Raw genomic sequence first — 14,364 nt, forward strand, 5'->3', positions numbered from 1 at the left:
ACGACAGGACTTGATCAGATCGATCGAGCCAGGAGAAATCCGAGTGACATGCAAAACAGGCCGAACGCCAACAATCCCCAGATTGGGTACATATCGCCCTTGTTTTTAATACGCATTCTTTCTTCCCACTCATCGTGCTCACGTTCCAGCTCTTCCATTCTGGCTTTGCGGTCATAGGTACTCATGTGGATTTTCCTTTTTGGATCATTGGTCGGACGGTTGTGGAACGAACAATCAAAACTTGAAGAAAACACCTGCTACTGCGGTGATTGCTGTCACCACCCCAGCTGTTACCGCAAGCGGATATAAATTTGTCTCTCTATTAAGCTTTTTTTCCTCCGCCAAGAGCTTTTTCCTCTCGGCCACAAGCTTTCTTGACTCATTCTCCAGCCTGTCGAGTTCCAGATTTTCAAGATCGTTCTTGAGCATTCGCCTTCCTTGGCTGCTGGCAGTCCCTGCCCGGGCTGCTTTGTGCCCACATGATTTCGCGTTCATCGCCATTCCGATAGCAGATGCATCTGCCAAATTCGTAGGCAAAATCCGCGAAAATTGTAGGCAGCCTCATACAAAAACAGCGGCGCATTCATCACTCCACACTTTCAATTTGGCCGGCATGCTCTAGCGTGAGAGGAGTCCCCTGCCCCACGGAGTCTCTACCCATGCCCCTCGTCCGCGTCGAAATCAAAAAACACGCCGATCCCACCTTCGCCAAACGCATCGGCGAACAGATCTACGCCGCCATGCGCAGCGCCATCAACGTCCCGGAGCACGATAACTTCCAGGTCCTCAACGAACACGACGGCGAGCATTTCATCTTCGACCCGCAATACCTGGGCATCCAGCGCACCGATCAGCTGGTGATCATCCAGATCACCCTCAACGAAGGCCGGAACCTGGAGCAGAAAAAAGCCCTGTACCAGACCATCGCCCAGAACCTGAACACCCATCTGGGCATTCGCCTGGAAGACGTGTTCATCAATCTGGTTGAGGTCAAAAAAGAGAACTGGTCGTTCGGCAACGGCATCGCCCAGTACGCCAGTTGACAGCCCGCCAAGGGCCCCCGCATCATCGGCCACATGAACGTTTGCGCGCTGCACCTCACCCGTACCACCACGACCGCCACCGGCGGGTCGTGGTGTTTGTGCGTGAGGTAAAACCAGCGCAGCAAACCCAAGGCCCCGCCAGCAATGGACGGGGCCTTGTTGTTTCTCCCGTCCGTGCGGCTGCTGTTGCAAACCAGTGAGTCACTCAAGGAGAAACACCATGTCCGCAGCACTGTTGATCATCGATATGCAGGTCGGTCTGTTCCATGGCCCGGAAAAACCCCATGACGGTGAGCGCCTCCTCGCCAATATCCAACACCTGATTGCTCTGGCTCGCCAACAATACGTGCCAATCTTCGCCGTGCGCCACACCGGGCCGGAAGGTTCGCCGGTTGCTGCGGGCAGCCCATTCTGGCAATTGCTGCCGGCACTGGAGCTGGATGCAGAAGTCGATACCCTCTTCAACAAATCCCGCCCCAATGCTTTCCACGGCACGGACCTGGCGCGCCGGCTCGAATCGGCGCAGATCGATGACCTGTATATCGTCGGAATGAAAAGCCAGTTCTGCATCGACAGCACCTGCCGCGCCACTGCCGACCTCGGTTTCAAACCCGTGCTCGTAGCCGACGCTCACACGTGCATGGACACCCCCGCACTCGCCGCGCAGGCGATCATCGATCACCACAACGCAACCCTCGGCGCTGCCTTCGCCCGGTTGATCAACAGTGTCGACGTGACGTTCTGACCCGCCGCCCTGCGAATTGACATCGCTGCACTGTAGTGCGGTTACGTCAATGCAGTATTTGTAACTGCATCGGTGTTCCTACAAGGATGTTTGATGTTGATCCGCGTTCACCGAAGTCAATAACCGACGACTGCCCATAGTTCTGGGCATTGATTTCATCTAACGCCCATCCCGAATTAAATTCATTCCGGGATTTCAGATAACTCCTACAACCTAAATCAGCAAAAACAAATCGAACAAAACGTTACGCAATGCAAAATAACAACTCTTTGTTACAAGCGAATACTCAGCCATTGAATAACTCACAACTACGGGCCTATATTTTTCTGGCATTGAGTTCAGGGAATCAAAGAACGCAAAGCGAATTACCCGGGCGTAGTGGGAATCTCGACATGGGATCCCGAACGCAATCGTTATGAATTCTTCCACACCGACACGGGCGAATCAAAATACAACAACGGCGGTGGTGGTTATTTCTTTATTACCGGGAAGTGCCACGCGACATGCGCAATGAGAATCCGCCTGTACGGATCTACGTCGTTCATGCGCCTTATACCGGAACGGTCCAGACAAAGTCCGCCACCCAACAATAAACCAGGAGTCCACCATGCAAAAAACAATGAAAGCATTGCTGATGTCGACGCTATTGATCTCCTCGGCCTATTGCGCAGGCGTCAGTGCGCAAGCTGCCACCCCGCCGGTCAAGGATGCTGTCGCTACAGCAGACAACGCGATGATGTTGACCGTGTTCCTGAAACACGATCAGTCGCGACCGCTGAGCGAACTCAAGGCCCAGCTCGCGCAACAGGGGTTCTATAAAACCTTTCCCCCGGCCGGGGTGGAAGTGGTGAGCTGGAAAATCATGATGGGCATCGGCCAAGTAGTCACCGTGCGCTTCCCGGCATCGCGCCTGGCCGAAGTCAACCTCGCACTGGAAAACACCGCGTGGGGCAGTTACCGAACCGAGTTCTATCCCACCTACGATTTCAAACCGATTGCCCTGGCCGAACAAACCAAAGCCCAAACAGCGCAATGATCCCGTCAGCACACTGGATAGCCGGTGTGCTGCCGCCCTTGCTTCTTGCGCGAAGCCGTCCAGAATCAGAACACACAACGCGCATCAGCATGATTGCCAAGCCGCTCCGCATTCAGCACTCTGAACCGAATTTCGCAACCTGCCCCGCCGACGATCACAGGAGCCGCGCAATGCCCGCAACCGTTCTGGTACTGGTTGAAACCATCAATGACTATTTGCCGATTCTCGAGCATCAGGGCTTTCACCTGATCCTCGCCCCCACGCCTGCCGAACGAGCGCAAGCCATCGCCAGCCACGGTAGCCGCATCGATGCGGTATTGACCCGTGGCCCGCTGGGCCTGACCGCCGACGAAATCGCGGCCCTGCCCGCGCTGAAAATCATCACCGTGATCGGCGCCGGATACGAGCATGTCGACCTGCAGGCTGCCAGTGATCGCGGCATCACCGTGACCAACGGTGCCGGGGTCAACGCCTCGTCGGTGGCCGACCACGCGATGGCGATGCTGCTGGCGCTGGTGCGCGACATTCCGCGCTGCGACGCCGCCGTGCGTCGGGGTGAATGGCCGAAGATCATGCGCCCGTCGCTGGCCGGCAAACGCCTGGGGATTCTCGGGCTCGGCGCGGTGGGCATGGCGATCGCCAAGCGCGCGCACCTCGGTTTTGACATGCAGATCAGCTACCACAACCGCCAGGTGCGCAGCGATGTGCCCTACACCTTCTGCTCGACGCCGACCGAACTCGCGCGGGCCTCGGACTTTCTGATTGTCGCCACGCCGGGCGGGATTGGCACTCAGCATCTGGTGACGCGTCCGGTGCTCGACGCGCTCGGACCTGCAGGATTCATTGTCAATATTGCTCGCGCCAGTGTGATCGCCACCGCCGAGCTGATCACGGCGCTGGAACAACGGCGAATCGCCGGCGCCGCGCTGGATGTATTCGACCACGAACCACAAGTACCGGACGCATTGAAAACGCTCGGCAACGTGATACTGACCCCGCATGTCGCCGGTCTGTCGCCGGAGGCCACGCAAGGCACGGTGGAACTGGTGGGGAAAAACCTTACGGCATTCTTCTCGGGGCAACCCGTGCTGACGCCGATTCAGTTACCGCCGAAAACAGGCCATCAACGCGTGCGCTAAAGCACGCCGAGCAACGTCCACAAACGCCGCGATTCAGCGTCGGCGCTGATCAGCTCGCCGAGCAATTCGCTCAATGGTTTATTACCCCACTCGACTCCGCGTCGAATCAGGTACGGCACCGGGCTGTGAGGCTCGGTGCGCGCCAGGTACTCGGCGATCAGCAGCAATTGGCGGTAAGCCTCCTCACGACTGGCCGGCTCGCGTAACACCTGAGCCACCGGCGCCTCTTCGACAACCTGCGCCACGGCGACAGGCGTCTCGAGTGGTGCGGGCGCGGGCGTCGGTTGTTGTGGGTGCATGGCGATGAACTCCTGAACCAACGTCAGTAGCGCCTCAATGGTTTGCTGCAATGGCCCGAAGCCCGGCCCTTGACCGCCCAGATAAGCGTCGCTCCACGCATCGAGACGTTGCAGGTGTTGCAGACTCAACAGCAGACTGCCCTGCGTGCGCAGCCAGAATGCCAGCGGTGTCGCGCGGATCTGCTCGCTGAGCCGTTTCTGCTCGTTGCGCGCATTTTCCGCCGAAGTCTTTGCGCCTTTACTGTCATTGACCTGAACCTGCTGCACTTTCAGGCGACGCCAGACTTCAAGGGTGTAAACCTCGAAATCACTGTTGTTCGCGCCGAACAACGGCACCCGGGTCAGCAAAATTTCACAGTACCGGCGCACCAGCCATTCCAGCGGAATCACCCGCCACGACTGATCGCCGTCCTCGGCTTGCGGGTGCAGGTGCTCGGGAAAACGTTCACACAATCCGGCGATCAGCGCCAGACTACCGGGCAACCCGTCCAGCGCTTGCAGGTGCAGCCACGCTTCACCGAGCCAGGCGCTGAGCATCAAATCCTTGCTGCGCTCCAGCAGCAAGCAGGTGGTCAGCTTCTCGACTTCCGGCCAGTTCGCGCGCTTGAGCGTCGATTGCCAGACCCCGGTCGGCAGGCTCGCATCGTCTTCGCGGCGCAGATCGCGCAACTGGTCGAACTCGCGTTCATAACGCAGATCGACACCACACGGCGCCTCGGCGCTGATCGGCGCGAGCAACTGGTCGATCAGCTCTGGCAAGGTTGTCAAAGGCAGGCTCACAGATTCTCCTTGGAGGCTTCGAGGGCAGCGGTTGTGTTGGTCATCTGAAAGGGTGAACGCGGTGCGCGGGTAGGCAATGGCGAGATCGACAGCGGCAATTTCGAGCCCTGGCTCATCAGTGACAGGCGCACGAACATCCGCGTGAATTCGCTGGTGACGCTGTCAGTCGCCGCCGTAACCGGCAGGCGCAACGCCAGCGGAAAATCGGTGTAATCCATATTCGGCTGACGCTGCACCGAGAAGTGCGCACGCATCAAGCGCAGCAGCGACCACGGCCCGCCGTACTCCCAACCGGCCTCCATGTCGCGCACCACCAGGTTCGGTTGCAGCGGATCGTTGACCGGGCGCTCCTTGCCGTTGCGTGCCCAGCGCAGGGTCAGGCGGATCGGTTGGCCGACCATCCAGCGCAGGTTCGGCTGTTCGACGCCGGGGTAGTTGATCTGCTGATTACCCGCCAGCAAGCCCCAGGCAATCACCTGATCGGCGCCTCTCTCTTCCTCGCGGTCGGTGCGCCAGCGCACGTCGAGTTCCACCCCGAGGATGCCGCTCTTGTCGCGCACGAACAGCGGAGTCAGCCACACGCTGGCCTGCTTCAGGCGGTTGAGAAAGTCTTCGGCGGCCAGGCGCTCCGGAGTCTGGCTCAAGACCAGTCCGGCCTGCGCCACCGGCAGGCGCTTATCGATGATTTCCAGAAAATGCTGGACCCGTGACGGGTCGGCGTCCTGCGCCTGCACCCCGTTGGCAAACGGGAAGCGGTCGGCCAGGTATTGATTGAAATAGTTGGCCAGTTCATTCCAGGCCGTGGCCGCTTCTTGCTGTTGCAGGAACTGGCAACGCTGCATCGCCGACTGCTGCAACTCCACCGCACGCATCGCCAGCGTGCCACGCCCACCCGCCAGGTTGGCCGTTTGCAGAACCTGCAGGCAGGAACCGGTGTCCATCTCGATGAAATCACGACTGACCAATTGCTCGATCTGCGCCGGGGAACTCGCCGGGTTGGCGTCCTTGTACTTGAGCAATTCATCGTTGAGCGCGCTGAACTGGGTCACTCGCTCGTAATCCAGCGCCGACAGGTTGCCCTGCTGGGTCATCAGCCACTGCAGGGCCGGCGCGCGACGTTCGGTGATGCCGAGCATGGTGTTGAACTGCTGTTTGAGACTCAGTTTCAGATCCTGCACATCACTGGCACCGTACAGCTGCAGGCCGAGGTTTTTCGAACCGTTCCACTGACTGATTTCGGTACGGCCACCGAACAACGGTTGCGCGGTGATTTCTTCAAGACCGCTGACGATCTGCGCCAGCGCCCGCCGGTTCAATGCGCCTTGCAGACGCGCGGCGAGGTCGCTGCGGTGCACCTCGACAAAGGCTTTTTGCAGGGCCATCGCCTGTTCGGCCTGAACGTTGAATACCGCGTACGGATGAGTCTGGTCGTTGTGATCCTTGAGGCTCAGCCACATCGCCTGGGCGGCGGCAGTTTCGGCCGCTTGCAGCAAGGCATCGCGATACACCGGCGGGATGCGCGGCAGCTCTTCGGCGACATAACTTTTGTAGCTGGCGAAGTAACTCAACGAGGTATTAAGGTCATCGCCGTCGACGGTCTGGCCCTGCATATTGACGTTGTCCTGCGTGGCGCGCATCGCGATCGAAACGAAGTCGCGCCTGAACAGCGCCTGCACGGCGTTGTTGAGTTTCACCACCTGATCCTGCAACGCCAGTTGCCCGCTGCCCTGCTGCACCAGCAGATTGCCGCGAGAACCGACCTGGGCGATCCACTGATCGCGAAAACTCTGCTGCAACTTGCTCGCCTGGGCGTCGAGTTGTTGTTCAACGGCAGGCCCGAGCAATGTGCTCTTGCGTACCTTGTCGAGAAAGTCGCGGTAGCCCGGTACCAGTTCCTGGCCCTTGCCGCGACTCCAGGTCGAGTTGGTCAGGGTGATCGCCGCTTGCAGATCATCAATCAGTGCCCGCAGATCTTCCAGCTCGCTCAGGCTGTTGCCGCTGCCCGCCTCCAGTTGCTCCAGATGCAGTTTGAGGTAACCGGCCTTGCTGACAAAGTTGTCGGCGAGGAAATACTGATCGAGCCAGCGTTCCATCAGCCCGGTGAAGTTGCTGACAATCAGCGGCCGCTCGACGCTCAGGTCCAGCGCCTGCAGATCACCGCCATCCCCTGCCGCCAGCAGTCGGTTGTAATAAGCGGCATGGGGCAAGGTGGCGGCGTTGAGATTCAGTGACAGCGCGCTGTTGCTCAGTTGCACCAGGTCATCGAGTGGCACTCGCTGGTTGTTCTGCACTTCACCGAACAACTGATTCTGTTGCTCCAGACGCAATGCGCGATCCACCAGATCCGTGGCCTTCTGGTAGTTCTGCCATTGCGCCGGGTCTTCGCTTTCGACGCTGGAGCGCCGATCAGTGCTGCGAATCGCCTTGATTTTCGCCAGCTCCGCCACCAGCAGATCGTGTAGCGGCACCAGCATATGGCGCTGGGTCGAGCGGAACAGTTCCTGTTCGATCCGGCTATCGAAAGAGGAGAACCACGAGGTCGGAAACACCAACGACACGTAGTGCCAGTGGGGCGCTTTTTCCAGCACGCGCCAGAAGCTCTGCACATTGCGCCGCGTCGGCTCGATGCGATGCGCTTCGTCGGTGACGGCGACATAGCTCTTCTGCGCGCCCTGCATCAGCCGCGCCAGTTCGTGAGCATCGCGTACCGAATCGTGCCAGACCCAAATCATCGCCACCGCCCACAACACTCCGACCACCAGCGCGACGCCGGCAGTGATCCGCTGCCAGCGCTGACGCAAGCGCAACAGGCGCGGCACACCCTGGGCCAGCCCTCGTTCGCCGACCAGGCGCTGGCGCCACAACTGGCGCACGAACGCACTGCGCTGCAAGCCGCTGTCATCGGCGGAAAACCCGTCGAGCGCATCATCGGCCGGCTGATTCGCGCTGAAATACACGCCGCGAAAACACGGCGCCTCACCCTGCGCGTTGCCCTGAAATACCGGCTCCAATACGTTCTGCAGGCCACGGCGCAGGCTTTCCAGACGTTCCGGCAACGCGTACAGGTCCGCGCTCAGGTGCCCGGACAAAGTGCCGATTTCGATCACCGCTTCGGCCAGAGCCCGGTGCAAACTGTCCAGCGCCTGGTCGCTCCATTGCCCCTGCCAGACCGCATCGCGCGCGTAGGGCGATGACCAGCCCAGGGTGCGATCACGGGCCTCATCCGGCAGTGCACTGATCAGTTCCTGAAACCCGGGCAGTTCTTCAAGACCCGTGACGATCACATACACCGGCACACTCAAACCGAACCGTTGCAGCAGATCGATGAAGCGCCGACGCGCCGCCAGACCGAGTTGGGTGGCCTGCTCCAGGTTGTCCAGACGACTGACCGGCACCGTCCAGATCACCCCGTCCAGCGGACGTTTGCTGCGCAGGCGTAAAATCAGCCCGAGCAGACGCCACCAGCCGCCGCGTTGCAGGTGCATGCCGTCCTCAGGCAAGAACAATGCTTGCGGCACCACCAGCACCGCGCCCTCGGGGTCCGACCACCAGCGGCCGAACCACGCCGGTTTGTCGGTGGGTTGCAGGTGCCATTCGTTGACCAGTTGCGTGCCCTGGATTTCATCCCCGAGCATCAACAACCACGGCATTTGATAACGATCATGGGTGCCCTGCTCTTGCTCCATGTGCCGCACCGAAGCGTAGAAACTGCGGATCGCCGCGCCGCTCTGGGTGCGCAGCCACCACACCGCGACCGCGATGATCACCAGCAGCAACAACAGCGCGACCACCCACGCGACAATCGTCAAAGTGCTCATGAATCTTGCTCCGGGGCCGCCACTGAATCACTCATCTGCAGCACCGGCTCCAGTTCCGAACGAATGTCACGCCACAGAAACTGGCCGATCCCGGTCAGCAACAGCACCATCGCCACAATCCCCAGCGCCAGGCGAAAGCCGTCCGGCAACGCCGTGCGTACCGGTAGCTGCAACGGCGGTACCTGCGAGGGTTGTACCAGGCGCTGACTGACATCGGCATAGTCGGCCTCGTCTTGCCAGGCGAAGTTGAACAACGCCAACCGCCACTTCTCCAACTGCGCCTGGCTGTGTTCGCCGCGCAGTCGCCCATGAAAACCGAGGATCAGGCACTGCAGGTAGACGTTGGCCAGATCGCGAGCGGTCGGTTGTTGTTCATCGAGCACTGTTTGAATCGCCGCCGGCAGTTGCTCGCCGGCCTGGCGCGTCGAATACAGGCGCGACTCCAGAGGTTTGCTCTGCCAGGCCGATTGCCCCGGCCACGGGCTGAACAACAGGGTTTCATCAACCAGCGCGACAAAGGCATAGACCAGCGCCTTGACTTGCTCAGTGGCCGAATCCCCCACCCGTGAGTACGCCGTGCGCCACAATCGTTGCGAGGCCTGAGTCGAGAGCTCGACCACGGTTTCGACCAGAGCCGCCTCGTCCTCGCGATCCTTGGGTAACTGGCTCCAGTCCAGCGACCATTGCTGCCACGTCTGCCGAAATGCGCTGCTGAGCGGCGCGTCCTGCAAACTCAGATTTCTCGTTCCGGCCCCGGCAGTCCCTTCCGACATGCTGCGTTCCTTGTGTGATCAGGCACTTTCACTCGTCTGCGCAACAAACAGCACCACCTGCCACGGACTGCTGGTCAACTTCGCTGCTGGCGCGGCGATCATCAGTGGCAGTTGCGCGTCGAACCACGCGCCTTCGGCCGTGACCACAAACAGCCGCGTGTCATCGCCGACGCTGTAGGCCACTTGTTCACTGCGGCTCATGGCCTGGTGGCTCAATCCGCTCATGCGCTGGCGGCTGAGCAAGGCAACGTGCGGCGCCGAGGCGATGATTGCACTGCGCAGCCATTCACTGGCCGCCTGCTCGCTGGCCCCGTTGGGCATGCGCAGGCCGATGACCAGCCGCTGGCTCGGTTGCTCATCGGGCAACTGAATTGAAAAGCTTTGCTCGCCGCGCTCGAACGGCAGGCTGCGATAGCCGGCGCGGATCAGTTCGAGGGTGATTTCCAGCCATTGCAGCACCGCGTCGTAACCGCGCTGCAACTCCAGAAAATCCAGCGGCGCGAACGCCGGCACCCCGGCCAGCGGATCGAGTGCCGACCAGGCGCCGGCCAGTCCGAGTAGCTGCACATACAAACTCTGCGGATGGGCGATGCGACTGTTGAGTGTGCCTTCGACTTCCGGCAGCCGTGCCCACAACGCGGTCAATTGCCGGCGAATCTCCAGCGCATCGTCCTGATTGCCGGCCTGTTGCGCCTGACGCAATCGACCGCCGAGGAACATGCACTTTTCCCGCGCCCGTGCACACAATCCGGCGACGCGCCGGCCCAGCGGCGAATCGGGCAACAGGATCGGAGTCGGCGGGGTATAGGCCAGCGGCAGAAAACCTCCGCCTTCCTTGCGGATTTTCAGCAGCGGCAGGCAAATCGAATCGGCCTTGTTCAATTGCGTGCACAGGCGTGGGTTGGGTCGCCACACGGTGATCGATTCCGGGAACTCGCCACTGGTCAGATCCGGCAGCGCTTCACCGACCACGGATTGCAGGCGTCCCTTCAGCGGCAGCAGTTGCCCGGCGCGCCACAACGGACTGATCGCCAGGTAAACGGTGACGGTGGCATCGTCGGTGGCGTTGATGGCCGGGCCAATATCGAGTTCCAGAATCGGGCCGATACCGGCTTGCAGATCCACCGGCAGACCGTCAGGCATGGTGCCTTGCAACGCCAGCACGCGAACCACCCCGGCGCTCAACGCCGAGGGATCGAACTCCATGCGACTGACGCCCCAGAACCACGGGTTGCACGCTTGCGCCATATGCGCACCGAGGGCTTCGGCACGCAGGCCCTGCAACTGAAAATGCTGCGGCAGCAATTGCATGCCTTCATGCCAGCAGACCGCGTCAGGTAGCAGACTCATACGACTCCCTTCGACCATGCCGCAACCCGGCGGCGAGCGGTGTGTTTCAGTTTTCCTTGCTGACCAGGCTCATCTCGCGGCTGTCGAACTTGAGCCAGGCTTCGCGCTGATCGTCGAGCCGCAAGCGGTGCGCTCCGGGTGTGTTATAGCTGGCGAAGACCAAAAGTCCAGCCGCCTTCTTGCCCCCCAGCGGGAAGGTCTGGCGGTCGATGAATTGCCCCGGCACCAGCTCCAGCCCCCACACGCTCATCAGTTGACGATAGTCGCGTTGGTACTGGTCGCGCCCGGCAAACCACTGGCTGGCACTGATGCCCGATAGCTGCTTGAGCAGATCCGGATCGTTGACTGCAACGAAATCCACGGCAATGGGCGTGTCGTCATTGGCCTTGGGCGCGACGTCGAGGGTCAGGCTGTCCAGATCGACTTTCGGCCCGAAAAAAGAACAACCGGCGAGCAGCGCAAACAAAACAACACTCAAAAATCGTCTGCACAAAATGAATTTTCCTTTTCCCGAGACAGTCCAAAAAAGCTTTTCGCTTGCATTTTTATAGACCTGTTCTAGCGTCTTGGGTAGTTCGGTTCCCAGAGCCGAATGAGGAAGGTTTGTCAAAGGAACGACAGGTCATCTGCCACCCTTTCTAACCTACGGTCCAGTAAGGGAAAGCGATGAACGGGCCTCCCCGATGCATTGCGCCCGCCTTCGCATCGGAGTCAGCCACCATGGCAGAAAGTACTCAGCACAAGCTCGACCGGGTCCGCCCGCCCCGAGTGCAAATCACCTACGACGTCGAAATCGGCAACGCCATCGAAAAAAAGGAATTGCCTCTGGTGGTCGGAATTCTGGCTGACCTCTCCGGCAAGCCACTTAAACCATTGGCAAAACTGACTGAACGGCGTTTTACCGAAATCGACCGCGACAACTTCAACGAAGTGCTCGCCTCGATCGCTCCCCGCGCCACCCTGCAGGTCAACAACACCATCACCGGCGACGACAGCAAGCTCAATATCGAGCTGAACTTCAAACACATCGACGACTTCGATCCGGTCAAGGTGGTGGAACAAATCACTCCGCTGCGCCGCCTGTTCGAGGCTCGCCAGCGTCTGCGCGACCTGCTGACCAAACTCGATGGCAATGATGATCTGGACAAGCTGTTGCGCGACGTCATCGCCAACACCGAAGGCTTGCAAGAGATCAAATCGGCCCGCCCAGACACCGCTACCCCGGCCGCTGACGCCGAGGCCCCGGCCGAACCGCAAGCCTGAGCATCCATTTAACCGAGGGAGCATCCGTCATGCCCGCCGCCGCCCAGAATCAAGCCAGCGAGAATGCTGCAGCCGAAACCTTATCCCTGCTCGACCGGATCATCGCCGAGGGCCGCATGGCTCACGATGACAGTCAGCAGGATTACGCCCGCGACATGCTCGCGGAGTTCGCCACCCAGGTGCTTGACGAAGGCATGGCCATCGACAAGGACACTGTGGCGATGATCAATGACCGCATCAGCCAGATCGACCAACTGATCAGCGCCCAGCTCAACGAGGTGCTGCACCACACCGACTTTCAGAAACTCGAAGCCTCGTGGCGCGGCCTGCACATGCTGGTGCAGAACACGGAAACCAGCACCCGGCTGAAATTGCGCCTGCTCAACGTCACACAGAAAGAACTGCAGAACGACCTGGAAAAAGCCGTCGAATTCGACCAGAGCGCGCTGTTCAAAAAGATCTACGAAGAGGAATACGGCACCTTCGGCGGACACCCGTTCAGCCTGCTGGTGGGCGACTACACCTTCGGCCGCCATCCGCAGGACATCGGTCTGCTGGAAAAACTGTCGAACGTCGCCGCTGCCGCGCACGCACCGTTCATTGCCGCTGCCAGCCCACGGCTGTTCGACATGAACAGCTTCACCGAACTGGCGGTGCCACGTGACCTGTCGAAAGTCTTCGAGAGCCAGGAGCTGATCAAGTGGCGCTCGTTCCGCGAAAGTGAAGACTCGCGCTACGTGTCGCTGGTGCTGCCGCACTTCCTGCTGCGCCTGCCTTACGGGCCGGACACCTCCCCCGTGGAAGGCATCACCTACGTTGAAGACGTCAACGGCACCGACCACAGCAAATACCTGTGGGGTAACGCGGCGTGGGCGCTGTCGCAACGCATCACCGAAGCCTTTGCCAAGTACGGCTGGTGCGCGGCGATCCGTGGTGCTGAAGGCGGCGGCGCGGTCGAGGGCCTGCCGGCGCACACTTTCCGCACCAGTTCCGGCGATCTGTCACTGAAGTGCCCGACCGAAGTGGCAATCACCGACCGCCGCGAAAAAGAACTCAACGACCTCGGTTTCATCGCGCTGTGCCACAAGAAGAACAGCGACGTCGCCGTGTTCTTCGGCGGTCAGACCACCAACAAATCCAAGGTCTACAACACCAACGAGGCCAACGCCAACGCACGGATCTCGGCGATGTTGCCGTACGTGCTGGCAGCCTCGCGTTTCGCTCACTACCTGAAGGTCATCATGCGCGACAAGGTCGGCAGCTTCATGACCCGCGACAACGTGCAGACCTACCTCAACAACTGGATCGCCGACTACGTGCTGATCAACGACAACGCGCCGCAGGAAATCAAGGCGCAGTACCCGTTGCGTGAAGCGCGGGTGGACGTTACCGAAGTGGCCGGCAAGCCGGGCGCCTACCGGGCGACGGTGTTCCTGCGGCCGCACTTCCAGCTGGAGGAGTTGACTGCATCGATCCGTCTGGTGGCGACCCTGCCGCCACCGGTAGCGGCTTGAAGTTGATGAAACCTCTGTGGCGAGGGAGCTTGCTCCCTCGCCACAGGTTCTGAGCTCAGTCTATTTGTGAATTTCTTCAGGAGTTTCAAGCGATGGATGCAATCATTCTCGACCTTGGCGGCGACATCAAAGGTGACAGCCTGCTCGAAGGTTATACGGACAAAATCGAAGTCATGTCCTACAGCCACAACGTGGCCATGCAAGTGACCAACGACGTCAGCAACTCCGAGCGAACCTCGGGCAAACCCCACGTCGGTGAGTTCACCCTGACCAAATTCGTCGATACCTCGACGCCGTCCCTCAACGAATACTGCTGTGCCGGCAAACCGATTCCGGAAGCCAAGATCACCATCGGCCGCAACGCCGCCGAAGGCAGCGGGCAACTGCTGCCGTTCATCATCTACACCCTGACCAACGTAGTGATTTCCAACGTCAGTGTCAGCGGCGGTACCGGGGGCAAACCGGTAGAAACCCTGTCGCTGAACTTCACCAAAATCAAATGGGAACTCACCGCACAGAAAGACGATGGCACCAAGGAAGGCACTGCCGCGTCGACGTGGGACATGGCCGCCAACAAGCTCGTCAGCTAACCCGGCGCCTTGGT

Annotated in this window: 14 protein-coding genes and 1 pseudogene; 8 read left to right on the forward strand and 7 right to left on the reverse strand. The window is 60.2% G+C overall.

The window, feature by feature from the left end:
- Positions 1-14: 14 nt before the first annotated feature.
- Positions 15-185, reverse strand: coding sequence for a hypothetical protein (locus JFU48_RS24315; RefSeq protein ID WP_003224087.1), 171 nt, complete (start codon positions 183-185; stop codon positions 15-17).
- Between the two features lie 49 nt (positions 186-234).
- Positions 235-429, reverse strand: coding sequence for a hypothetical protein (locus JFU48_RS24320; protein WP_003224085.1), 195 nt, complete (start codon positions 427-429; stop codon positions 235-237).
- A gap of 230 nt (positions 430-659) precedes the next feature.
- Between JFU48_RS24320 and JFU48_RS24325 the strand changes: the two genes are divergently transcribed.
- The 5 genes and pseudogenes from JFU48_RS24325 to JFU48_RS24340 all read left to right on the forward strand — a co-directional run bounded on the left by JFU48_RS24325 (position 660) and on the right by JFU48_RS24340 (position 3,963).
- The gene (locus tag JFU48_RS24325; RefSeq protein ID WP_201137927.1) at positions 660-1,043 is read left to right on the forward strand and encodes a tautomerase family protein; all 384 of its coding nucleotides are present in this window, start codon (positions 660-662) and stop codon (positions 1,041-1,043) included.
- Between the two features lie 220 nt (positions 1,044-1,263).
- A complete protein-coding gene (locus JFU48_RS24330; RefSeq protein ID WP_201137928.1) occupies positions 1,264-1,788 on the forward strand; it encodes a cysteine hydrolase family protein in 525 nt (174 codons plus the stop codon).
- 357 nt (positions 1,789-2,145) lie between these two features.
- Positions 2,146-2,381: pseudogene (locus JFU48_RS30050) on the forward strand (DUF4822 domain-containing protein); the annotation flags it as partial.
- 14 nt (positions 2,382-2,395) lie between these two features.
- Positions 2,396-2,824, forward strand: coding sequence for a hypothetical protein (locus JFU48_RS24335; protein WP_003224082.1), 429 nt, complete (start codon positions 2,396-2,398; stop codon positions 2,822-2,824).
- 170 nt (positions 2,825-2,994) lie between these two features.
- Entirely contained in the window at positions 2,995-3,963 is a 969-nt protein-coding gene (locus tag JFU48_RS24340; RefSeq protein ID WP_103484407.1) for a 2-hydroxyacid dehydrogenase, read from the forward strand.
- Here JFU48_RS24340 and tssA read toward each other — a convergent pair.
- The 5 genes from tssA to JFU48_RS24365 are packed head-to-tail and all read right to left on the reverse strand — an operon-like array spanning position 3,960 to position 11,476.
- Positions 3,960-5,042 (reverse strand): type VI secretion system protein TssA, encoded by a 1,083-nt coding sequence (gene tssA, locus JFU48_RS24345; RefSeq protein ID WP_003224080.1) that lies wholly within the window; start codon positions 5,040-5,042, stop codon positions 3,960-3,962. The two genes, JFU48_RS24340 and tssA, sit on opposite strands and share 4 nt — an antisense overlap.
- On the reverse strand, positions 5,039-8,860 hold the full coding sequence (locus JFU48_RS24350) for a type VI secretion system protein (RefSeq protein ID WP_201137929.1): 3,822 nt from the start codon (positions 8,858-8,860) through the stop codon (positions 5,039-5,041). Before JFU48_RS24350 ends, tssA begins: the two co-directional genes overlap by 4 nt.
- Positions 8,857-9,633: a DotU/TssL family secretion system protein gene (locus JFU48_RS24355; RefSeq protein WP_103521738.1), complete on the reverse strand. Its 777-nt coding sequence runs from the start codon at positions 9,631-9,633 to the stop codon at positions 8,857-8,859. The genes JFU48_RS24350 and JFU48_RS24355 overlap by 4 nt, the downstream gene beginning before the upstream one ends.
- 18 nt (positions 9,634-9,651) lie before the next feature.
- Positions 9,652-10,983 carry a type VI secretion system baseplate subunit TssK gene (gene tssK, locus JFU48_RS24360; RefSeq protein WP_003224077.1) on the reverse strand — a complete coding sequence of 444 codons (1,332 nt, stop codon included), beginning with the start codon at positions 10,981-10,983 and terminating at the stop codon, positions 9,652-9,654.
- Between the two features lie 46 nt (positions 10,984-11,029).
- The gene (locus tag JFU48_RS24365; protein ID WP_003224076.1) at positions 11,030-11,476 is read right to left on the reverse strand and encodes a hypothetical protein; all 447 of its coding nucleotides are present in this window, start codon (positions 11,474-11,476) and stop codon (positions 11,030-11,032) included.
- A 227-nt stretch (positions 11,477-11,703) separates the two neighbouring features.
- On the opposite strand from JFU48_RS24365, the gene tssB reads away from it, so the two are divergent.
- The 3 genes from tssB to JFU48_RS24380 all read left to right on the forward strand — a co-directional run bounded on the left by tssB (position 11,704) and on the right by JFU48_RS24380 (position 14,350).
- Positions 11,704-12,246 carry a type VI secretion system contractile sheath small subunit gene (tssB, locus tag JFU48_RS24370; RefSeq protein ID WP_003224075.1) on the forward strand — a complete coding sequence of 181 codons (543 nt, stop codon included), beginning with the start codon at positions 11,704-11,706 and terminating at the stop codon, positions 12,244-12,246.
- Positions 12,247-12,275: 29 nt separating this feature from the next.
- Positions 12,276-13,760, forward strand: coding sequence for a type VI secretion system contractile sheath large subunit (gene tssC, locus JFU48_RS24375; RefSeq protein ID WP_003224074.1), 1,485 nt, complete (start codon positions 12,276-12,278; stop codon positions 13,758-13,760).
- 92 nt (positions 13,761-13,852) lie between these two features.
- Positions 13,853-14,350, forward strand: coding sequence for an Hcp family type VI secretion system effector (locus JFU48_RS24380; protein ID WP_003224073.1), 498 nt, complete (start codon positions 13,853-13,855; stop codon positions 14,348-14,350).
- Positions 14,351-14,364: the final 14 nt, after the last annotated feature.

It is taken from the genome of Pseudomonas sp. TH49 (assembly GCF_016650625.1).
Lineage (GTDB): Bacteria > Pseudomonadota > Gammaproteobacteria > Pseudomonadales > Pseudomonadaceae > Aquipseudomonas > Aquipseudomonas fluorescens_H.